The sequence below is a fragment of the Paramagnetospirillum sp. genome, assembly GCF_058402745.1.
In genome coordinates, this window is record NZ_JBZVFI010000003.1 from 26,342 (window position 1) to 46,650 (window position 20,309).

Consider the following 20,309-nt stretch of genomic DNA (forward strand, 5'->3'; position numbering starts at 1 on the left):
CGTCCTATTCATCGTCCCGGCTCCCCTTGCGCGACAGGTGCCCGGGCTCGTCGGCGGCCTGGGTGGGGTCGGCGTCGAAGACGATGCGCTCGGTGCCGGCCAGGGCGATGAAGCGCTTGCCCTTGGCCCGGCCGATCAGGGTAAGGCCGGCCTTGCGCGCCAGATCCACCCCCCAGGCGGTGAAGCCCGAACGCGACAGCAGCACGGGGATTCCCATCTGCACCGTCTTGATCACCATCTCGCTGGTGAGGCGCCCGGTGGTGTAGAGGCTCTTGCCCCTGGTGGACAGGCCGTGGCGGAACATGTAGCCGGCGATCTTGTCCATGGCGTTGTGGCGGCCGACGTCTTCCATGTAGATCAGCGGCCGGTCCTCCTCGCACAGCACGCAGCCGTGGATGGCGCCGGTCTTGAGATAGAGGCTGGGCATGGTGTTGATGGCTTTCTGCAGGCCGTAGAGCCACGAGGTGCAAAAGCGTTCGTCGGTGGGCAGGCTGACCGTCTCGAACTTCTCCATGACGTCGCCGAACACCGTTCCCATGGCGCAGCCCGAGGTCTGGATCTTCTTCTTCAGCTTCTCCTCGTAATCGGTCTGCCGCGTGGTGCGCACCACCACCGTCTCGATCTCCTGGTCGTAATCGACGGCTTTGACCTCGTCGTCGGCGCGCAGCATGTTCTGGTTCAGCAGGTAGCCCAGCGCCAGGTATTCCGGGTAATCGCCGATGGTCATGGCGGTGACGATCTCGCGGCCGTTGAGGAAGATGGTCAGCGGCCGCTCGTTGATGATGTCGGCGGGGACTTCCGCCCCGGTGTGATCGATGCCCGAAACGGTCTGGTAAAGCCGCCTGTCGTCGGGGTCGGGGCGTACCAGCATGTCTTTGTCGTTCATTCTTGGCCTCCTGGTCTTTACAGTATGCGGCCCCGGCCCGACCTACAATGGTCGGCGGCAAGAAAGAAAGGCAGGGACATGAAGGTCGGCGGCAAGCGGGTGATGATGTGTTCGTGCGAGGGGACCATGCCCCTCGACGTCAAGGCCCTGGCCAAGGCGCTGGGGACCGAGCCGCCGGATCAGATGTATTTCCAGCTCTGCCGCTCCCAGGCCGATGCCTTCCGCAAGGCGGTGGCCGCGGGCGAGCAGGTGCTGGTCGCCTGCGGCCAGGAGGCGCCGCTGTTCGCCGAACTGGCCCGCCTCGCCGGGGCGCCCGAGCCCGTATGCATCGATATCCGCGACCGGGCCGGCTGGTCGGGCGAGGCGGCGCGCGCCACGCCCAAGATCGCCGCCCTGATTCTGGACGCCGCCGAGGAACCCGAGCCCACCCCCAGCGTGACGCTGACCAGCGAAGGCTCGGTCCTGATCCTGGGCCAGGGCCAGGAGGTTCTCGACGCCGCCAGACGCCTGGGGGCCGAGCGGGCGGTGACCTGCCTGCTGCTGCCCGGCCACGATTCCGACCTGATCCCCCCGGCCGTGCGCGCGCTGGGCCTGTTCCGGGGCAAGCCGGTCCGCGCCTCGGGCCATCTCGGCGCCTTCAAGATCGGCGTCGCCGATCTGGCCGGGGCCTCGCCGTCTGCTCGTGGAGCTCTGGCCTTCGAGGCGACGGTGGGAAGCCGCGAGCTGGCCGCCGACATCGTGCTGGACCTGACGGCGCAGCCCGCCCTGCTGGCCCCCCGCGACGGCTGGCTGCGGGTCGATCCCCGCGACACGGTGGCGCTGGAACGCGCCCTGTCCGAGATCGGCGGGCTGGTGGGCGAGTTCGAGAAGCCGCGCTGGATCAAGGTGGATGCCGCCCTGTGCGCCCATTCCCGCAACGGTCAGGTGGCCTGTACCCGCTGCCTCGATTCCTGCCCCTCGGGGGCGCTGTCGCCGCTGGGCGATTCAGCCTCGGTGGACGCCCATGCGTGCGGCGGGCACGGCACCTGCGCCTCGGTCTGCCCCACCGGCGCCATCCGCTTCGACGTTCCCGCCGGCAACGGCCTGTTCAAGCGTCTGGGCACCCTGCTGGAGACCCATCGGGCGGCGGGCGGCGGCTCGCCCGTCCTGCTGATCCATGACGAGGCGGGGGGCGAGGCTCTGTCGGCGCTGGCCCGCTTCGGCGACGGCCTGCCCGCTGACGTGATGCCGGTGCAGGTGGCCGCCATCGCCGCCCTGGGGCCGGAAACCTTGCTCGCCGCCCTGGCCAAGGGGGCGGGCGAGGTGGTGCTGCTGGCCGATCCCGCCCGGCGCGCCGATCTCGACGGGGCGCGCGCGGCGGTCGGCCTCGCCAACCGGGTGGCCGGGGGGCTGGGCTGGCAGGCCCGCGCTCGCCTCGAGGTGGAGTCCGATCCCGCCGCCATCGCCGCGCTCGTCGCCGCCAAGGCGCCCAAGCCGGTGGAGCCGGCGGCCGAGTTCCTGGTCCTGGGGGGCAAGCGCCAGACCCTGGGGTTGGCTCTGACCCATCTGCACCGCCACGCCCCCGCCCCGGTGGATGTGCTGGAGCTGGAGGCGGGCGATCCCTTCGGCACCATTCTCGTGGACGAGGCCAAGTGCACCCTGTGCATGGCCTGCGTCTCCGCCTGTCCCGCCAAGGCGCTGTCGGGGCATCCCGACAAGCCGTCGCTGGGCATCCTGGAGGTCAATTGCGTCCAGTGCGGCCTGTGCCGCGTCACCTGCCCGGAAAAGGCGGTCACCCTGGTGCCGCGTCTGGCCTTCGGCCCCGACGCCAAGCTGCGCAAGGTGCTGAAGGAGGAGGAGCCCTACCAGTGCATCCGCTGCGGCAAGCCCTTCGCCTCGACATCGGTGATCGAGCGCATGACCGAGCGCATGAGCGGCCACGCCATGTTCAAGGGCACCGGCAAGCTGGACCTCATCAAGATGTGCGAGGACTGTCGCGTCGTCGCCCAGTACGAGCTGGAGGAGGGGGCGCGCCCCATGGCCGGTGGGGCGGTGCCGGTCACCAGGACCACCGAGGATTACATCCGCGAGCGGGACGGGAAGGGGTGATGTGCGGGCGGGACGCCCGCGCTCCAACGAATTCATGGAGCGCGGGCGTCCCGCCCGCAGGCCGCATCAATCGCCAAGCCGCCTGAAATCCCCCGGCAACTCGCACAGCACGCGCACGCCGATATTGTAGCTCCATACCGAAGCGTCGTTCTTGGCCCGGGCCGAGGCCCGCGACATGGCGGAGAAATAGTACCACGAGCCGCCCTTGACCACCTTGTCGCGGCAGGCGGGATCGGCGCTGGCGGGCTTGGAATGGTCGGGGGTCCAGCAGTCGCTGGTCCATTCCCAGACATTGCCGTGCATCTCATGGAGGCCCCAGGGGCTGGGTGGAAACGTCCGCACCGGCTGGGAACCGTAAGGGGGCTCCGGCCCCAGGCAGTCGCGGCAGTTGAGCCGTCCCTGGCCCGCCGCTTCCCCCCACCAGTAGCCGGTGGAGGCGCCGGACCGGGCGGCGTATTCCCATTCCGCCTCGGTGGGCAGGCGGCAGGCCAGCCCGCTTTCGCGCCCGACCCAGGCGGCATAGGCCCTGGCGTCGTCCCAGGTCATGTTGATCACCGGCCGCCTGCCCTTGCCCCAGGTATGGTCGTCCTGGCCGCCCTTGCAGGCCTTGGCGGCGACGCAGGCCTGCCACTCGTCGAACGTGACCTCGGTTGCCGACAGGGCGAAGGGACGGGCAATGCTGATGGGCACGGCCGGTTTCTCGTTGGCGAACTTGGCCTCGTCGTCGCCCATCACGGATTGGCCGGCGGGAATGCGCACCATGGGCGGACATTGGGGGCAGGGCCGCCACTCCTCCGCCCCGGCGGGGAGGGCGAGGACGAGAAGGAGGAGGGCGGGAAACCTCCTCATGGTCCCTTGTTGACGCCCCAGCCGAAGCCGCAGCCCGCCTGCTGTTCCTCGCCCGGCTCCTGGAACCAGGGACCGATTGCGGCCCAGGCGGTGGTCGACGCGCTGGCATGGTCGGGGAACTGGCCCATGGGCGAGTGGATGGAGTGGGAGAGATAGGGGCCCACCTCCTCGACCTCGCCGACCACGAACACCACCTCGCCCTTGGGCAGTTCGATGCGCCGGCGCGAGCCGGGCTCGACGCCGCCCAGATTCTCGGTGTCGGGGCCGGGCAGCAGCATGAAGTTCATGAACCACGGCGTGACCAGGATACCGGCCAGCCAGCCCTGCCAGCGGCGGAAGCCCACCGCCTCCACCTGAAGCTCGGGATTGTAAAGGCCCAGATCCTTCATGCGCTCCTCGCCGATGCGCGCGAAGACGGTCACCAGTTGGCGGATGCGGGTCTCGTCGGCGGAAGACAGGGGATCGACCATGAAAGGGGTGCTCCTGGGTGACGGGGAAGGGATCGTATCCTACCCGCCCGAAGGGGAGAAGCCCCCACCTTCACATTGCATTTTCGTGGCCATGGGCTTAAGTCATTCCGCCACCCAACGACGGGGAAACCCCGCCCAGCGAGAGAGAGGGTAGACATGCCGTACAAGAGGATCACCCTGACCCATTTCCTGCTGCAGGAGCAGCGCCGCCTGGGCGGTTCGGGGTCTTTCACCGCGCTGATGACCGACATCATCTTCGCCTGCAAGATGATCTCGCACGAGGTCAATCGCGGCGCGCTGGCCGGCAATCTGGGCGTGGCGGGGTCCGAGAACGTCCAGGGCGAGGAGCAGAAGAAGCTCGACGTTCTGGCCAACGACATCTTCCTGCACATGAACGCGCTGGGCGGCTCCTATGCCGGCATGGCCTCGGAAGAGCTGGAGGACGTGCACGCCGTCCACGGCGCCGCCGACGGCAAGTACCTGCTGCTGTTCGATCCCCTGGACGGCTCGTCCAACATCGACGTCAACATCTCGGTGGGCTCGATCTTCTCGATCCTGAAGCTGCCCGAGGGCGCGTCGGGTTCGTCCAAGGACGCCTTCCTGCAGCCGGGCGTCAAACAGGTCGCCGCCGGCTACGCGCTCTACGGTTCGTCCACCATGATGGTGCTGACCACCGGCAACGGCGTCAACGGCTTCACGCTGGACAACAATGTCGGCATGTTCATGCTGACCCATCCCAACATGACCATTCCCGCCGACACCAAGGAATTCGCCATCAACGCCTCGCGCGAGCGGTTCTGGGAACCGCCGGTGAAGCGCTACATCGACGAGTGCCGTCAGGGCAAGGAAGGCCCCCGGGGCAAGGATTTCAACATGCGCTGGGTGGCCTCCATGGTGGCCGAGGTGCACCGCATCCTGTGTCGCGGCGGCGTGTTCCTCTACCCGGCCGACACCGAGAACATGAAGAAGGGCGGCAAGCTGCGCCTGATGTACGAGGCCAACCCCATGGCCTTCCTGATCGAGCAGGCCGGCGGCGCCGCCTCCACCGGGCGCGGCCGCATGCTGGAGGTGCCGCCCACCAGCCTGCACCAGCGCGTGCCGGTGATCCTGGGCTCGAAGAACGAGGTTGAGCGCATCGGCGCCTATCACGCCGAGTATGACGGCAAGTAGCGGCGGACGCCCCTCTCACCCGGCTGCGGGCGAGAGGGGCTCCCGGCTCAGAGCGATTTGACCACGCGGCCTTCCAGGTTGACGATCAGCGCCTCACCCTTGTCGGTGAGCACCAGGCCGGCATCGGTGTTGCCCTGGGTGTGGCTGACCCACATGGGCTCGGGTGATTTGGCATTGGTGTAGAGAACCAGATTGCCGTCCGGTTGGGCGATCAGCTTGCCTGGCCCGCCATTGTACTTCTGAGTGCCGGGGGCGAGGATTTCCCGCCGCTGCTTGCCGCTCTTGTCCCGTACCTCCAGCTTGCCGCCCTCGCTGGCATAGCTCAGCGTGTATTCCAGGTTGGCGGAAGAGATGAAGCTTCCCGGGACCATGTAATGCCCGGGCGGGAGCGTCGATTCGGTGATGATCTGCCAGCGGTCGGTCTGGCCGTCCGAGGTTTTGTCCGTGGTGCACATGACCGCCAGATCAATGGCTGAATGAAGAATGCGCCCGCCATGGGCGGCGGAGCTGAGGCGGAAGGCGACCTGGTCAAGCTCGTTGCGGCTCGGGAACTTGGCTTTGCGTTCCGACAAGATGGGGCGCCACAGGGTCTCGCGTCCGCTGGCCGCCAGACAGGCGCGGTTCTTCTCGGTTTGCACGGCCAGGCGCTGCTCAGCCTGGACGCTGGTCAGGGAGAGGAACTCCTCATCGTTCTCCGTCACAAGACCGACCGTCCACAACTGGCTGGACGTATTGTGGGCCAGGATGTCTCCCTGGCTTTTGGCGAGAATCGCCGTGCTCATATCCGCCGCCGAGCCGGAGAACGGTCCGCCGAAAGGGGCGCTCAGGAGGCCGACCACAGATCCGACGGCATAGCTCCACGCCTGCTCGTCCTTGACCTTTATCTTGATCGCGTTGCCGATGGCGATGTTGGGGGTCATGATCTGCGGTGGACGATGGGCCTTGGACCCCTGGTGGAACGCAATCTTGTAAGTGTCGCGCAGATTGCCATGATCCTTGCCCGTGCCCACCGAGGGCTCCTCGCTGCTGGCGCTGCCCGGGGCGAAAGCCATCAGGAACAGACTGTCGGACAGATTGTCGGCGGCGCGGCGGATCAGGACGTTGGCCTTGCGGGCCGCCAAGTCGCGCAGGCGGTGGGCCTGCCGATGGCAGGGTGATGTCACTTTTTTGTAGAGTTCCTCGAATTCCTTCAGCTTGTCGTAGTCGAGGTTGAAGGTGTCGCGCGGCTTGCCGCCATGGTTGTTGTAGACCCTGCAAGCCTCCTCGGTGACCTGATTGGCCATCAGCACGTATTTCATGATGGTGTTGTAGATGCTGTTCATGCGCCGGGAATAGGTGAAGACATCGATCGCCTCGCGGCGGTAGATGGCATCCAGGGTCTTGAACAGGTTGGTGCCCTTGGCCGTCGTGGTGATCGAGGCCGCGGCGATCAGCTGCTTGGCCTGGTAGGCGGCCCCCTTGCTGGAGAAGACGGTGCGGCAGGCGCCCTGAAGGCGCTCATCGAGAAGTTCGCCCTCGCGCGCCACTTCGTCGGGCACCGAGCCGGCAGCATAGCTGCCCTTGTGCTTGAGATAGAATTTGCGGAAACGGTCGAAGGCGTCGATGTAGGCGTCAAGGGTGGCGTCCAGATCGACGATCACGCTGTCCAGCTTCTGCAGCGTGACGACGATCTCCACTTCCTTGGTGATATCCGCCAGCTTGCCCACCTGACCGGCAATCTTCTCGAGGATCGGCTTCAGATCAGGTGTATCGAGCCCCAGGGCATTTTTGAGGCGCTCCGCATCCTCGCGCGAGAGATGCTCGTCGATGAGGTAGACACCAGCTTTCTTGCCGCCCTTCTCAGCGGCGAATGCAAGAATTGTTTCTGCTGCGGCCATGGGGTGCTCCTGACGCTGAATCGCTTCCTCAAGCCATCACCGGTCCGCAGCCGAGACCGATCTCTGGCTTTGGCTGTTTGATTTCAGCTATGAGGAATTCGATTGTTTGTTGATAATCGTTGATAGCGAATGGTTGTCCATGATTGCATAGCCAATGGCGTGTAACTAGATTCAATATGAATCATAATATTATATTTTATTGTTATCGAAATATCCAATTACGTGCAATTGTGACAATAACTCGCCATGGCGGAGTGGGCGACCCTCCCCAAGGTTCGTGCGTGTCGGGTGTGTCTAACGGCTGCGGAAAAACTCGCCGGCCAGCTGTTACCCGTCACCCCCACGCACGAAGGCGGGGGGGTGTTGACGCCAGCTGGCCATCTCGACACAAGATGCGGTGTGCTGATGCGCGGGAATGACGACGCCTTGGAACGGGTTTTTCCGCAAATGGGCCTGTCACGCCTGCCGCATGCTGGCGAGGAAGCCGCCCACCTCCGAGCGCAGGTGCCCGGCTTCCTCCACCAGTTCGTCGGCGGCCTTGAACATGCCCGAGGCCATTTCGCCGGTGGCGATGGCGGCCTTGGACACATCGGCGATGTTGCGGGTGATCTCGGCGTTGCCCGAGGCCGCTTCCTGCACCGAGCGGACGATCTCGTCGGTGGCGGCGCTCTGCTCCTCCACCGCCGCCGCGATGGACGACACCACCTGGTTGACCCGGTCGATGGTCAGCCCGACGCTGCGGATGGTGTCCACCGCTTCCTTGGAGATGGACTGGATGCCGGCGATCTGCTGGGCGATCTCGTCGGTGGCCCGCGCCGTCTGGTTGGCCAGGGTCTTGACCTCGCTGGCCACCACGGCGAAGCCCTTTCCGGCCTCGCCGGCGCGGGCGGCCTCGATGGTGGCGTTCAGCGCCAGCAGGTTTGTCTGGCCGGCGATGTCGTTGATCAGCTGCACCACCTCGCCGATGCGCCGCGCCGCCTCGGCCAGTCCGTCCATGGTGCCGTTGGCGGCGTGAATGCCGCTCACCGCCTCGGTGGTGATGGTGGCGGTCTCGGTGACCTGGCGGCTGATTTCCTGCACCGACGAGCCCAGCTGCTCGGCGGCGCTGGCCACGGTGGCGACGTTGGCCGCCGAGTGCTCGGCGGCGTTGGCCACCGCCGAGCCCTGCGAGCTGGTCTGTTCCGCATTGGCCTGCAGGGCGTTGGACAGGTTGTGGACCCGGTCGATGGAGGTGCTGACCGTCGCCATGATCCTTTCCATGGCCTCATTGAAGCCGGCGATCATCTGGTCGCGCCGGGCCAGCAATTCGGCCTGCTGGTCGCGCTGGCGGCGCTGCTGGGCCTCCAGTTCCGCCGCCCGCTTCATGGAATCGCGGAACACCGCCACGGCGCGGGCCATCTCGCCCACCTCGTCCCGGTTGTCCTGGGAGGGGATCTCCACCTCGGTGCTGCCCTCGGCCAGACGCCCCATCACGCCGGTGAGCTGGGTCACCGGCCGGGCGGTCAGGCGCGCCATGCCCAGCGTCACCACGACGCCCACCCCCAGGAACACCGCCAGCACCAGGAAGTACTGGGTCTTGGTGGCGGCGGCGGCGGCGGTGGCGCCCTGGTAGTCCTCGGCGGCCTTGGCGGCGGCCTTTTCGACCAGATCCCGCAGCTTGGCCCGGATGCCGTCGTATTCCAGCTCGGTGGCGCCCATCATGGACAGCGCCGTCATATGGTCGCTGGCATACATGTCGAGCACGTCGCCGGCCGCCAGGATGTAATCCTTGATCTGCTTGGCCACCGCCGGATCGGACTTCATGGCGTCCAGCAGAACCTTGGACTTGTCGCCCAGGGCCTTCAGGTCGGCGCGCACCTGGGTGTCGAGCCCCTTGATGCGCTCCTTGTCCTCCTTGGCCGCCTGCCAGCCCAGCAGGCGGTAGATGTTGGATTCGATGGTGGCCGCCATGCCGTCCAGCTCGGCGGCGGCGCGGCTGTTGGCGAAGGATACGGTCACCATGCTCTCCATGGAGTGTTCCTGCCGGTTCATGGCGACATTGAACACGATGCCCAGCACGGCGATGCAGGCAACCAGAAGGAGAGGGGCGATGAAAAATTTTACGGTGATGCGAGCATCGGCGATCCGGGCGAGCACGGTTGTCTCCAGAAAAACAGTGGCGATTACCGGTTCCAGAATGGTTCCGGCCCTACCGATTACTGCTCGCCTTCCTATACGAACGCATAATTATTTTGTATTGCCGCGTTCTGGCGCAACAACATTGCCAAGATGGCGGCGATCAGGTCAAGGCCTTGTTGGCGCCGGAGGGAAATTCGCCCCCGACCGCCATCATCGCGTTTGGTGAATTTCCCGCACATGGCTATCCTGGCGGCAGGGAGGGCGATGTGGACACGCTGGACGAGGGAAGTATCGACCTGACCGGGGCAAGGGTCCTGGTCGTCGAGGACAACGAGATGAACCGGGTGTTCGCCTGCGCCGTGCTGGAGAGCATGGGACTCCTGCAGGTGGAATGCGCCCGCAACGGCCGCGAGGGGCTGGACAAGGTCGAGACCTTCGACCCGGACATCGTGCTGCTCGACCTGATGATGCCGGTGATGAACGGCGAGGAGTTCCTGGTGGCGCTGCGGGCCGACCCGCGCCGCCGCGCCCTGCCGGTGCTGGTGCTGTCGGCGGTGGTGGACCAGACCACCCGCAATGCCCTGTTCGCCGCCGGCGCCAACGACTACATCGGCAAGCCCATCGATCGCCGGGAACTGGTGGCCCGGGTCGAGGTCCATCTGCGCAGCCATCTGGCCCTGGCCGACCTGCGCCGCTATCGCGACCGGCTGGCGATGGATCTGCGCACCGCGCGCGGCATGCAGAACGCCCTGCTGCCCGGTCCCGACCAGATGCGCGAGGCACGGGAGCGTTACGGCCTGGCCATCGACGCCGTGTTCAGCCCCTCCACCGAGCTGGGGGGCGATCTGTGGGGCATGGTGCCGGTGGACGCCAGCCGCCTGGCCCTGTTCACCGTGGATTTTTCCGGCCACGGCGTGGCGGCCTCCATCAACACCTTTCGCCTGCATCTGCTGCTGCAGGACCTGGAACCGCAGATGGGCGATCCCGGCGCGGTGCTGGAAAAGATCAACTCCGCCCTGAAGCAATTGCTGCCGCGCGGTCAGTTCGCCACCATGACCATGGCGGTGATCGACCGCGCCGCCCGGACCCTGTCCCTGGTCAATTGCGGCGGACCGGCCCCCATTCTGGCCGAGCCTGGAGGCGTGCCGCGTCCGGTGGGGGGCATCGGACTGCCGCTGGGCATCAGCCAGATTGCACGCTACGAGACCATGATGATGCCGTTCCCGCCCGGCAGCCAGCTGTCGCTGTACAGCGACGCCCTGATCGACGCCTCGGATTCCTCGGGCCAGCCCCTGGGCGAGCAATGGGTGGTGGATCTGATGGGCGAGGTGATGTGCCCCGATCCTTCGGAGACGGTGGCGCGGGTGATGGCCGGCTTCGCCGCCCGCTCGCCGGGCGAGGTGGCCGACGACGTCACCTGGGTTCAGGTGGTGGGCTGAAGTCCATTCGGGGACGGCAGGCGGAAGCGCATGGAGATGCGCCGGCCCTGGCGGGTGAACGACACCCTCTGGCACAGGGCGCGGATCTGGCCGATGCCGCGGCCGCTGCAGGCCTTGGGAGCGACGGGAAGCGACACGGCGGGCGGCGTGAACCCCCGGCCGCGATCCTCGACCCGGATCACCAGATGGGTCTGGTTCCAGTCGGCGGCGATGGTCACCGGCCGGCGGGCGTAGCGGGGATCGGCCAGGCGGCGCTGCATGGTCCGGGTGAAGACGGCGAGGCCTTCGCGGCTGGCGCGCAGGCGCCCGTCGAGGCAAAGATTGCCATGCATGACGGCGTTGCTCACCGCCTCTTGCAGCGCCAGACGCAGATCGACGGCCATGGCCTCGGTGCGTGGCAGGTGCCGGATCAGCGCGGCGATCATCACGCCCACCATGTCATGGTTGACGGTGGCGAGGGTGGACGCGCGGAGCAGCAGCCGGGAGGGCAGCCTCTCCAACCCCCGATCGGGAGACGAGCAATCCAGGTCGATGGCCCAGACCGCCGGCGGACAGAGGATGTCCTCGGGGTTGGCCGCCCCGGCTCCCTCGAACAGCACGAGACAATGGCCGTGGCCATCGGTGCGCAGCGGCAGCATTCCTGCCGCCGCCAGGCGGCCGAACCGGCCGACGCCGCGCTTGCTCGCGGTCCGGCTGACAATGGCGGGAGGAGGGGTGGCCCGGCTCACTTGAACTCGAACAGGGTCTTGAAGGCGGCGCGGTCCATGGCGGCGGCCACCGGACCGTTGGCCCCTTCGATGGACACGGGCATGTTGCGGCTTTGCGATGCGTCGTAGATGTGGACGAACAGGCTCATGCCGGTGGAATCGATGAAGGTCAGCCCGTTCAGGAGAATCGTCAGGCCGGTCAGGGTCTTGGCGGCCTCCAGTTCGGCCAGGATCTTGGGAAAGAGCGGGGCCTGGGCGAAGGTCAGGGTGCCGCTGAGGGTCAGCTGGGCCGTGTTTCCGTTGGTCTTGAGCGCGTATTGCATGTCGGCTTCTCTCGATTTCTAGGATGCCCGGATACTGGTCAGGAAGGTGTCCACCCGCTCGCGAAGGGTGTTGGCCCGCCCCGCGACGTCCTTGGCCGTGTCGAATACGTCGTCGGCGATCCGCTCGGTCTGCTCGGCCGCCTGATTGACCCCTACGATATTCGAACTGACTTCGCTTGTCGCCTGGGCAACTTGCTGGACGTTCTCGGCGATCTCGCCGGTGGCCTCGTCCTGCCGGTGGACGGCATCGGCGATCCCCGACGAGGTGTCGCGGATACGCTCGATCACCGCCGAGATGGAGGCGATGGCGGCGACGGCGTCGCCGGTGACCTTCTGGACGGTGGAAATCTGGGTGGCGATCTCGTCGGTGGCGCGCGCCGTCTGGTTGGCCAGGGTCTTGACCTCGTTGGCGACCACGGCGAAGCCCTTTCCGGCGTCGCCGGCCCTGGCCGCCTCGATGGTGGCGTTCAAGGCCAGCAGGTTGGTCTGGGCGGCGATGTCGTTGATCAGGGCGACAACGGCGCCGATCTTGTCCACCGCCTCGGCCAGGCTGTTGATCAGGGCGGTGGTGCGGCCGGCCTCGGCCGAGGCATCGCCGGCGATGCTCACCGACAGGCCGACCCGCTGGCTGATGTCCTCGCCGGAAATGGCCAGCTGTTCCGCCGAATTGGCCGCCGTGCGCATGTTGACGGCGGTTTCCTCGATGGCCGAGGCCACCGCCGTGGCCTGGGTCGAGGCGCCCTGGGCCGCTTCCGACAGCACCCGCGAGGTGGATTCCAGCTGACTGGCGGTCGCGGCCATGCCCTGCAGGGCTTCGGTCACTTCCTCGTTGAATTCCTTCAGCAGGTTGTCGACGACGCGGGCACGCTTGTCCTTGGTCCACTCGGCCTCGCGCTGCTCGGCGGCCAGCTGCTCGGCGCGGATCAGGCCTTCCTTGAAGATCTCCACGGTGCGCGCCATGCCTCCCACCTCGTCCTTGCGGGACTGGGCGGGAACCTCCATGTGGAAATCCTTCTTGGACAGACCGTCCATGACCAGGGACAGGTTCACCAGCGGCTTGGTGATGCGGCGCGCCACCAGCATGGACAGGGCCAGGACCAGAAGGGTGAGCACCACGACGCCGCCGCCGAAATACAGCGCGCTGGACCAGAAGGCGGCGTCCACGTCGTCGAGATAGATGCCGGTGCCCACCACCCAGCCCCAGCCTGAATTCAGTTTGACATAGGACACCTTGCGCACCGGCTTCGGGTTGCCGGGCTTGGGCCAGTCGTAGTAATGGAAGTCGGCGCCCTTGGCCTTGACCAGCTCGTTCATGCGCACGAACAGCGGATGGCCGGTGGCGTCCTTGAGGTCGCTGACGTCCTTGCCGTCCAGTTCAGGCTTGATCGGGTGCATGACCATGCGCCCGCTCAGGTCGTGAATCCAGAAATAGTCGTTGTCGCCATAGCGCAGGGCGGCGACGTCGCGCCGCGCCGCGGCCTTGGCCTCGGCCTCGGGCAGGCGTCCGGCCTTGGCCTCCCCCTCGTAGAGGGCGACGATGCCGGCGGCGCTGTCCACCAGATCCTTGACCTTGGCCTTGCGCCCGCCCAGCACCTCGCTGTCCAGCATCTGGAGGGCGCCGAGGAAGATCAGGCACATGCCGATGAAGGCCGCCGCCACGATCAATCCGATTTTTGTTCCGATTCGCCTGTCATCAAGCCAAGTCATCGCCGCCCTCGAGTTCAAGTCCGCGTTTGCTGCAGTGCAACTAAATCGCAATGCGCCGCGGATGTCAAACGTCAGAGGTGATGAAATGCAGATAAACCTGAGATGTGTCAGCTTGTGACAAAATGAAGAGTAAGATTTAAACCAGCCTTCCGGATGCTCCTCTACCTTACCCTTTGGTATTCACGGATTGTAATATTAGCCTGACCCACTATTCCATCGGGGGGTTGGTTTTAAGATGCGTTAAAAATGTATCATTTCATCTGCCACTGCCCCTTTCAGTCATGGCAGAGTGGCGGCGGTTTGTCCGAACAGCACTTTCCTGGCCTCTTCGGTGACCACCCGCTGGGTGTTGACCTCGTCGGCACGGGCGTAGGCCCTTTGCACCGCCGGGCGGGCGGCGATGGCGTTGAACCAGCGCTTGAGGTGGGGGAAGTCGTCCAGGTTCTGCCCTTGGCGCTCCCAGGGGACGATCCAGGGATAGGAGGCCATGTCGGCGATGGAATATTCGCCGGCCATGAACTCGGCCTCGGCCAGGCGTCGGTCGAGCACGCCGTAAAGCCGGTTGGTCTCCTTGACGTAGCGGTCGATGGCGTAGGGAATCTTTTCCGGGGCGTACTGGACGAAGTGGTGGTTCTGGCCGAGCATGGGGCCGAGTCCGCCCATCTGCCAGAACAGCCATTGCAGCGTCCGGGCCCGGCCGCGCGGGTCGGCGGGCAGGAAGCGGCCGCATTTCTCGGCGAGATAGACCAGGATGGCGCCGGATTCGAAGACGCTGAGCGGGGCGCCGCCATCGGCGGGCTCGTCATCGACGATGGCCGGCATGCGGTTGTTGGGCGAGATGCGCAGGAAGTCGGGCTGGAACTGCTCGCCCTTGGAGATGTTCACCGGCTTGATGCGGTAGGGCAGGCCGCTCTCTTCCAGGAAGATGGTGATCTTGTGCCCGTTGGGCGTGGTCCAGTAATAGAGATCGATCATGCCGGCGCTCCCGTTGGGTGTCCCTGAGAGGTAGGCCTGATCCGGCAGGGCGGAAGCCCTGCCGATGGTATGAGGGGCGCCAGCGGGCAGGATGCCCGCGCTCCACGAGATGGCGCGGCTTTGTGGAGCGCGGCCGTCCCGGCCGCATTCCGGCGGCCGGAGAGCCGTCAGGTCAGCGCCACTGCTCGACCTTCATCTTTCCCTTCATCTTGAGGTCGGTTTCCAGGATGTGGTTCATCAGCCAGTGGTTCAGGAAGGCGGACATCTCGCCGGCGGCGACGGCCAGGTCGGCGTACTGGCCGGCATTGAACTTGGAGATGTAGTCGCCCAGGGTCTTTCTGAGCGCGGCGTGCTGGCGCTTGTTCTCTTCCAGGCCGTCGTACTTGGCCACCGCCTGAATGTATTCCTCGCGGGCGAAGTGGTCGTAGGCGTAGAGCTGGAGGCGCTCCAGCGTCACCTGGATGGCGTGCTTGTCGACGCCGTCCGGGGCCTTGGCCTTGGCCTCGAAATCGTTGATCAGTCCGATGAGTTCCTTGTGGTCGGCATCGATCTCGATGTCGCCGACCTTTAACGTTTCATCCCAAGCAATGGCCATGGTTGTTTCCCCCTTTGGCTACCTCCTTAGGGTAGCCTGTCCGGCGGCCGGGCTCAACGGGCGAAGCTTGGATCGGACTTATGGATGAATTGCATTCACCCGGGAGTGGCGGCAAATCGTTTGCAAAGACCGGCGTCGGCCCGGACACTCGGCGCTGGACCTTCATTTGGGGGGGCGAGCGTCCATGGCCTACCGACTTCCTCCGCTGAATTCCCTTCGCCTGTTCGAGGCGGCCGGCCGGCATCTCAGCTTCAAGCTGGCCGCCGAGGAACTGAATCTCACCCCCAGCGCCGTCAGCCACGGCATCGCCTCGCTGGAGGACTGGCTGGGGGTGGCGCTGTTCGCCCGCGGTCACCGTTCCATGGCCCTGACCGCCGCCGGTCGGGCCTATCTGCCGCGCATCCGCGACGTGCTGCAGCAGCTGGCCGGGGCCACCGAATCGGTGCCGGGGCGCAAGCCCACCGGCCGGCTGGCGGTGAGCGTGGCGCCCAGCTTCGGGCTGCGCTGGCTGATTCCCGGCCTGCCCCGCTTCCATGAGCGTCATCCCAATATCGAGGTCACCCTGGACACCGCCCGGCGCCAGGTGGAGTTTCCCCGCGACGGCATCGACGTGGCCATCCGCATGGGGCAGGGGGGCTGGCAGGATCTCTACAGCCTGTGCCTGACCATGGAGGATCTGGTGCCGGTCTGCGCCCCCGACATGGCCGCCCGGATCCGCTCGCCCGAGGACCTGAAGGGCAAGACGCTGCTGCAGGTGACCAACATTTCCGAGGACTGGGCCGCCTGGGCCGATCTGGCCGGGGTGGAGGGCCTGGACCTGGAGCGCGGCCTCAGGCTCGACACCCTGCACATGGCCTGGGAGGCGGCGGCCCAGGGAGGGGGCATCGCGCTCGGCCGCCTGCCGCTGGCCGCCCCCGACCTGGAAAGCGGGCGGCTGGTTTCCGTGCTGGGGCCGCCGCGCCGTTGCCGCACCGGCTATTGGCTGGTGGCGGGCCGGGATTCCCTGGCCCGGCCCGAGGTGGTGGCCTTCCGCGACTGGCTGCGCGAAGAGCTTGCCGCTTATGCCCCCCTGTAGACGGGAGTCCGGCGCCCGATCCAGGCGTCCAGCCCCTCGCGCAGGTCGTGGGTGGGGATCATGCGGGCGAACTGCTCGCCCTCCACCGCCAGCCCCTCGGCGATGGGCAGGTTGATGCCCCGCGTCACGGCGGTGATGATGGAGCGCAGCGCCAGCGGCGAGTGGCGGATCATCCGCCCGGCCAGACGGCGGGCCGCCGCCATCAGGGTGTCGTGGGGCACCACGGCGTTGATTAGCCCCAGTTCCAGGGCGCGGGCCGGCTTGAACGGGTCGCCGGTCAGCAGCAGTTCCAGCGCCCGCTTGCGCCCGGCCAGACGGGGCAGGCGCTGGGTGCCGCCGAAGGTGGGGGGCATGCCCAGGTTGATCTCCGGCTTGGCGAACATGGCCCGGTCGCTGGCGATGGCCAGATGGACCGCCTCGGTGATCTCGCAGCCGCCGCCATAGGCGATGCCGTTGACCGCCGCGATGACCGGCTTGCCGAAGGTTTCCAGCCGGGCGGTCAGCGCCTGTCCCCGGCGGACGAAGTCGCGCATGGCCTTCTCCCCGCCCGCCGCCACGCCGCGCGAGAATTCGTGGATGTCGGCTCCGGCCGAGAAGGCGCGCTCGCCGGCCCCGGTGAGGATGACGGCGGCCACCATCTCGTCGGCTTCCAGGGCGTCCAGCACCGCCATCAGGGTGTCGACCAGGTCGTAGTTGATGGCGTTGAGCTTTTCCGGGCGGTTGAGGGTGACGGTGGCGATGTTGTCCTTGACCTCGCACAGGATGCATTCGGACATGGGAGGGCTCCTCGGCTGTTGGTTGCCCCGATGATCCGCCCTCGGCCCGCGCATGGGCAAACGCGGTCTTTTCACCCCAGGATGCCTTCCGGTCACGGGAAACGGCGCCCTCGGTCTTGACCGAGTCAGGCCGCATGGCTAGGGTTGCGGCAATTTTGCGAAACCTGATTGAACGGCGGTTTTCCATGGGCATCGTCGGGACCAAGAAGCCGAGCTTCCAAAGCCTGATCCTCACCCTCCAGGCCTTCTGGGCCGAGCAGGGTTGCGTCATCCTCCAGCCCTACGACATGGAGGTGGGCGCCGGAACCTTCCATCCGGCCACCACGCTGCGCGCCCTGGGGCCGGAGCCCTGGAAGTGCGCCTATGTCCAGCCGTCGCGCCGGCCCAAGGACGGCCGCTACGGCGAGAATCCCAACCGCCTGCAGCATTACTACCAGTATCAGGTGCTGCTGAAGCCCTCGCCGCCCAATTCCCAGGAACTGTACCTGGAAAGCCTGAAGCGCCTCGGCATCGACCCGCTGGCCCACGACATCCGCTTCGTCGAGGACGACTGGGAAAGCCCGACGCTGGGCGCCTGGGGCCTGGGCTGGGAGGTGTGGTGCGACGGCATGGAGGTCACCCAGTTCACCTATTTCCAGCAGGTGGGCGGCATCGAGTGCGACCCGGTCGCCGTCGAGCTGACCTACGGCCTGGAGCGCCTCGCCATGTACATCCAGGGGGTCGAGAACGTCTACGACCTGGACTTCAACGGCGACGGCGTCACCTATGGCGACGTGTTCCTGCAGGCGGAGAAGGAATACTCCGCCCATAATTTCGAGCACGCCGATACCGACATGCTGCTGCAGCACTTCCTCGACGCCGAGAAGGAATGCCAGAACCTGCTGGCCAAGGGCGTGGCGCTGCCCGCCTACGACCAGTGCATCAAGGCGAGCCACCGCTTCAACCTGCTGGACGCGCGCGGCGTGATCTCGGTCACCGAGCGTCAGGCCTATATCGGCCGCGTCCGCGCCCTGGCCAAGGCCTGCTGCGAGGGCTGGCTGGCTTCTCGTTCCGGAAAGGAGGGCTGAAGCCATGGCCGAGTTCCTGCTTGAAATCTTCTCCGAGGAAATCCCCGCCCGCATGCAGGCGCGCGCCGCCGACGACCTGCGCACCATGGTGGCGGATGGGCTGGGCAAGAACGGCATCGCCTTCGAGGCTTTGCGCTCCTACGTCACGCCGCGCCGCCTGGTGCTGGTGATCGAGGGCCTGCCCCAGGCCGGTCCCGACGTGTCGGAGGAAAAGCGCGGTCCCCGCGTCGGCTCGCCCGCCCAGGCCATGGAGGGCTTCCTCAAGTCCACCGGCATGAGCGTCGAGCAGTTGGAACAGCGCGACACCGGCAAGGGGGTGTTCTATTTCGCGGTGGTCAACCGCAAGGGCCGCTCCACCGCCGAGGTCCTGAAGGACGTGGTGGAGAGCGCCATGGCCGCCTTCCCCTGGCCCAAGAGCCAGCGCTGGGGCGCCAACACCATCCGCTGGGTGCGTCCCATCCAGTCCATCCTGGCCCTGTTCGACGGCCGCGTCGTGCCGGTGGAGTTCGGCCCCCACAAGGCGGGCGACCTGACCGCCGGCCATCGCTTCCTGGCTCCCGAAAGCTTCCGGGTCAAGGATTTCGCCGATTACCTCGCCCGCCTGCGCCACGCCAAGGTGATGCTCGATTCCGTCGAGCGCCGCCACGCCATCCTTTCCGGCGCCGAAGCCCTGGCGGCGGCCGAGGGTCTGACCCTCAAGGCCGACGACGGCCTGCTGGCCGAGGTCACCGGGCTGGTGGAATGGCCGGTGCCTTTGGTGGGCTCCATCGACGACAAGTTCATGGACGTGCCGGCCGAGGTGCTGATCACCTCCATGCGCGCCCACCAGAAGTACTTCTCGCTCCTGAAGGCCGACGGCTCGCTGGCGCCCCGCTTCATCGTCATCTCCAACATGGAGACCAACGACGGCGGAAGCGCGGTCGTCGCGGGCAATCAGCGCGTGCTGCGCGCCCGCCTGTCCGACGCCAAGTTCTTCTGGGACACCGACCGCCGGCAGCGCCTGGACTCCCGCCTGCCCAAGCTGGCGGAGCGCACCTTCTATGCCAGCCTCGGCACCGTGGCCGACAAGGTGGAGCGCATCGCCGCCCTGGCCGGCAACATCGCCGGCATGACCGGCGCCGACACGGCGGCGGCCGAGCGGGCCGCCCGCCTGGCCAAGGCCGACCTGTCGTCGGAACTGGTGGGCGAGTTCCCCGAGCTGCAGGGCCTGATGGGCCGTTACTACGCGATGAACGACGGCGAGGCGCCGCAGGTGGCCGATGCCATCGCCGCCCATTACGCCCCCCAGGGACCGGGCGATTCCTGCCCCACGGCGCCGGTGTCGGTGGCGGTCGCCCTGGCCGACAAGATCGATTCCCTGGTGGGCTTCTTCGGCATCAACGAGAAGCCGACCGGCTCCAAGGACCCCTTCGCGCTGCGCCGTGCGGCCCTGGGCGTGATCCGGCTGGTGCTGGAGAACAATCTGCGCCTGCCGCTGGCCCAGGTGTTCTTCCTGGCGTCGGGACATTACAAGGCCAGGCTGGAGCAGTCGCCCAGCGAGTTGGCCAAGGACCTGCTGAACTTCTTCGCCGACCGCCTGGCGGTGGCGCTGAAGGAGAAGGGGGTCCGTCACGACCTGATCACCGCCATCTTCTCGCTGGGCGGCGAGGACGATCTGGTCCGCCTGTTGAAGCGGGTCGAGGCGCTTGGCGCCTTCCTGGCTTCGGACGACGGCGCCAACCTGCTGGTCGCCTATCGCCGCGCCGCCAACATCGTGCGCATCGAGGAGAAGAAGGACGGCGCCCTGTTCCGTGGCGCGGCCGACGAAGCCCTGCTGCGCCAGGACGAGGAGAAGGCCCTGGCCGCCGCCCTGGCCGATGTGGGGCCGGCGGTGGAGAAGGCGCTGGCCGCCGAGGATTTCGCCGCCGCCATGGCGGCGCTCGCCCGGCTGCGCCGTCCGGTCGACGCCTTCTTCGACAAGGTCACCGTCAACGCCGACGAGGCGCCCTTGCGCGTCAACCGCCTGAAGCTGCTGGCCCTGATCGGCGCGGCCATGGGCCGGCTGGCCGACTTCTCCAAGGTCGAGGGCCAAGGCTGAGAGGTAGAAAGCAGTACTCCCTATTTTCAATCCCTCTGGGACGTAGCATGATGAAGCCCGCGCAGCCACCGGCGGCGCGGGTTTTCCTTTTTCTGGATCGGGGACGAGAA

18 protein-coding genes are annotated in these 20,309 nt (G+C 66.8%); 7 read left to right on the top strand and 11 right to left on the bottom strand.

Annotation, left to right across the window (positions count from 1 at the left end):
- Positions 1-4: 4 nt before the first annotated feature.
- Positions 5-886, bottom strand: a complete 882-nt coding sequence (gene fdhD, locus ACV4UZ_RS01040) for a formate dehydrogenase accessory sulfurtransferase FdhD (protein WP_491599098.1) — start codon at positions 884-886, stop codon at positions 5-7.
- Between the two features lie 78 nt (positions 887-964).
- On the opposite strand from fdhD, the gene ACV4UZ_RS01045 reads away from it, so the two are divergent.
- Complete coding sequence (locus ACV4UZ_RS01045) at positions 965-2,974, top strand: 4Fe-4S binding protein (RefSeq protein ID WP_491599099.1); 2,010 nt, start codon at positions 965-967, stop codon at positions 2,972-2,974.
- Positions 2,975-3,040: 66 nt separating this feature from the next.
- Here ACV4UZ_RS01045 and ACV4UZ_RS01050 read toward each other — a convergent pair whose 3' ends face one another.
- Complete coding sequence (locus ACV4UZ_RS01050; protein ID WP_491599100.1) at positions 3,041-3,823, bottom strand: formylglycine-generating enzyme family protein; 783 nt, start codon at positions 3,821-3,823, stop codon at positions 3,041-3,043.
- A complete protein-coding gene (hybE, locus tag ACV4UZ_RS01055; RefSeq protein ID WP_491599101.1) occupies positions 3,820-4,293 on the bottom strand; it encodes a [NiFe]-hydrogenase assembly chaperone HybE in 474 nt (157 codons plus the stop codon). The genes ACV4UZ_RS01050 and hybE overlap by 4 nt, the downstream gene beginning before the upstream one ends.
- A 156-nt stretch (positions 4,294-4,449) precedes the next feature.
- Between hybE and ACV4UZ_RS01060 the strand changes: the two genes are divergently transcribed.
- A complete protein-coding gene (locus ACV4UZ_RS01060; protein ID WP_491599102.1) occupies positions 4,450-5,463 on the top strand; it encodes a class 1 fructose-bisphosphatase in 1,014 nt (337 codons plus the stop codon).
- Positions 5,464-5,510: 47 nt separating this feature from the next.
- Here the strand turns inward: ACV4UZ_RS01060 and ACV4UZ_RS01065 are convergent, their stop codons facing one another.
- A complete protein-coding gene (locus ACV4UZ_RS01065; RefSeq protein ID WP_491599103.1) occupies positions 5,511-7,340 on the bottom strand; it encodes a hypothetical protein in 1,830 nt (609 codons plus the stop codon).
- A 456-nt stretch (positions 7,341-7,796) separates the two neighbouring features.
- On the bottom strand, positions 7,797-9,476 hold the full coding sequence (locus ACV4UZ_RS01070) for a methyl-accepting chemotaxis protein (RefSeq protein ID WP_491599104.1): 1,680 nt from the start codon (positions 9,474-9,476) through the stop codon (positions 7,797-7,799).
- A gap of 248 nt (positions 9,477-9,724) precedes the next feature.
- On the opposite strand from ACV4UZ_RS01070, the gene ACV4UZ_RS01075 reads away from it, so the two are divergent.
- Entirely contained in the window at positions 9,725-10,897 is a 1,173-nt protein-coding gene (locus ACV4UZ_RS01075) for a PP2C family protein-serine/threonine phosphatase (protein WP_491599105.1), read from the top strand.
- On the opposite strand, the gene ACV4UZ_RS01080 is transcribed toward ACV4UZ_RS01075, so the two are convergent.
- From ACV4UZ_RS01080 to ACV4UZ_RS01090, 3 genes are read right to left on the bottom strand one after another with little or no spacing between them, the layout of a single operon-like run.
- Positions 10,882-11,625 (bottom strand): ATP-binding protein, encoded by a 744-nt coding sequence (locus ACV4UZ_RS01080; RefSeq protein ID WP_491599106.1) that lies wholly within the window; start codon positions 11,623-11,625, stop codon positions 10,882-10,884. The genes ACV4UZ_RS01075 and ACV4UZ_RS01080 overlap by 16 nt on opposite strands.
- Positions 11,622-11,927, bottom strand: coding sequence for an STAS domain-containing protein (locus ACV4UZ_RS01085; protein ID WP_491599107.1), 306 nt, complete (start codon positions 11,925-11,927; stop codon positions 11,622-11,624). Before ACV4UZ_RS01085 ends, ACV4UZ_RS01080 begins: the two co-directional genes overlap by 4 nt.
- 18 nt (positions 11,928-11,945) lie before the next feature.
- Positions 11,946-13,586: a methyl-accepting chemotaxis protein gene (locus ACV4UZ_RS01090; RefSeq protein ID WP_491599108.1), complete on the bottom strand. Its 1,641-nt coding sequence runs from the start codon at positions 13,584-13,586 to the stop codon at positions 11,946-11,948.
- On the opposite strand from ACV4UZ_RS01090, the gene ACV4UZ_RS01095 reads away from it, so the two are divergent.
- Positions 13,570-13,752 carry a hypothetical protein gene (locus ACV4UZ_RS01095; protein WP_491599109.1) on the top strand — a complete coding sequence of 61 codons (183 nt, stop codon included), beginning with the start codon at positions 13,570-13,572 and terminating at the stop codon, positions 13,750-13,752. The two genes, ACV4UZ_RS01090 and ACV4UZ_RS01095, sit on opposite strands and share 17 nt — an antisense overlap.
- 161 nt (positions 13,753-13,913) lie before the next feature.
- Here ACV4UZ_RS01095 and ACV4UZ_RS01100 read toward each other — a convergent pair whose 3' ends face one another.
- Positions 13,914-14,609, bottom strand: a complete 696-nt coding sequence (locus ACV4UZ_RS01100; protein ID WP_491599110.1) for a glutathione S-transferase N-terminal domain-containing protein — start codon at positions 14,607-14,609, stop codon at positions 13,914-13,916.
- 172 nt (positions 14,610-14,781) lie between these two features.
- Positions 14,782-15,204, bottom strand: coding sequence for a bacteriohemerythrin (locus tag ACV4UZ_RS01105; protein WP_491599111.1), 423 nt, complete (start codon positions 15,202-15,204; stop codon positions 14,782-14,784).
- A gap of 184 nt (positions 15,205-15,388) precedes the next feature.
- On the opposite strand from ACV4UZ_RS01105, the gene gcvA reads away from it, so the two are divergent.
- On the top strand, positions 15,389-16,279 hold the full coding sequence (gene gcvA / locus ACV4UZ_RS01110) for a transcriptional regulator GcvA (protein WP_491599112.1): 891 nt from the start codon (positions 15,389-15,391) through the stop codon (positions 16,277-16,279).
- Here the strand turns inward: gcvA and ACV4UZ_RS01115 are convergent.
- The gene (locus tag ACV4UZ_RS01115; RefSeq protein ID WP_491599113.1) at positions 16,264-17,055 is read right to left on the bottom strand and encodes a crotonase/enoyl-CoA hydratase family protein; all 792 of its coding nucleotides are present in this window, start codon (positions 17,053-17,055) and stop codon (positions 16,264-16,266) included. The genes gcvA and ACV4UZ_RS01115 overlap by 16 nt on opposite strands.
- A 185-nt stretch (positions 17,056-17,240) precedes the next feature.
- Between ACV4UZ_RS01115 and ACV4UZ_RS01120 the strand changes: the two genes are divergently transcribed.
- Positions 17,241-18,122: a glycine--tRNA ligase subunit alpha gene (locus ACV4UZ_RS01120; protein ID WP_491599114.1), complete on the top strand. Its 882-nt coding sequence runs from the start codon at positions 17,241-17,243 to the stop codon at positions 18,120-18,122.
- Positions 18,123-18,126: 4 nt separating this feature from the next.
- A complete protein-coding gene (gene glyS / locus ACV4UZ_RS01125; RefSeq protein ID WP_491599115.1) occupies positions 18,127-20,199 on the top strand; it encodes a glycine--tRNA ligase subunit beta in 2,073 nt (690 codons plus the stop codon).
- The last annotated feature ends 110 nt before the right edge of the window (positions 20,200-20,309 follow it).

What these genes read in the sequence shown, in the direction of transcription:
- fdhD (WP_491599098.1), bottom strand. Translation starts at nt 886, where the DNA reads ATGAACGACAAAGACATGCTGGTACGCCCCGACCCCGACGACAGGCGG.
- ACV4UZ_RS01045 (WP_491599099.1), top strand. Translation starts at nt 965, where the DNA reads ATGAAGGTCGGCGGCAAGCGGGTGATGATGTGTTCGTGCGAGGGGACC.
- ACV4UZ_RS01050 (WP_491599100.1), bottom strand. Translation starts at nt 3,823, where the DNA reads ATGAGGAGGTTTCCCGCCCTCCTCCTTCTCGTCCTCGCCCTCCCCGCC.
- hybE (WP_491599101.1), bottom strand. Translation starts at nt 4,293, where the DNA reads ATGGTCGATCCCCTGTCTTCCGCCGACGAGACCCGCATCCGCCAACTG.
- ACV4UZ_RS01060 (WP_491599102.1), top strand. Translation starts at nt 4,450, where the DNA reads ATGCCGTACAAGAGGATCACCCTGACCCATTTCCTGCTGCAGGAGCAG.
- ACV4UZ_RS01065 (WP_491599103.1), bottom strand. Translation starts at nt 7,340, where the DNA reads ATGGCCGCAGCAGAAACAATTCTTGCATTCGCCGCTGAGAAGGGCGGC.
- ACV4UZ_RS01085 (WP_491599107.1), bottom strand. Translation starts at nt 11,927, where the DNA reads ATGCAATACGCGCTCAAGACCAACGGAAACACGGCCCAGCTGACCCTC.
- ACV4UZ_RS01095 (WP_491599109.1), top strand. Translation starts at nt 13,570, where the DNA reads ATGAAGGCCGCCGCCACGATCAATCCGATTTTTGTTCCGATTCGCCTG.
- ACV4UZ_RS01100 (WP_491599110.1), bottom strand. Translation starts at nt 14,609, where the DNA reads ATGATCGATCTCTATTACTGGACCACGCCCAACGGGCACAAGATCACC.
- ACV4UZ_RS01105 (WP_491599111.1), bottom strand. Translation starts at nt 15,204, where the DNA reads ATGGCCATTGCTTGGGATGAAACGTTAAAGGTCGGCGACATCGAGATC.
- gcvA (WP_491599112.1), top strand. Translation starts at nt 15,389, where the DNA reads ATGGCCTACCGACTTCCTCCGCTGAATTCCCTTCGCCTGTTCGAGGCG.
- ACV4UZ_RS01115 (WP_491599113.1), bottom strand. Translation starts at nt 17,055, where the DNA reads ATGTCCGAATGCATCCTGTGCGAGGTCAAGGACAACATCGCCACCGTC.
- ACV4UZ_RS01120 (WP_491599114.1), top strand. Translation starts at nt 17,241, where the DNA reads ATGGGCATCGTCGGGACCAAGAAGCCGAGCTTCCAAAGCCTGATCCTC.
- glyS (WP_491599115.1), top strand. Translation starts at nt 18,127, where the DNA reads ATGGCCGAGTTCCTGCTTGAAATCTTCTCCGAGGAAATCCCCGCCCGC.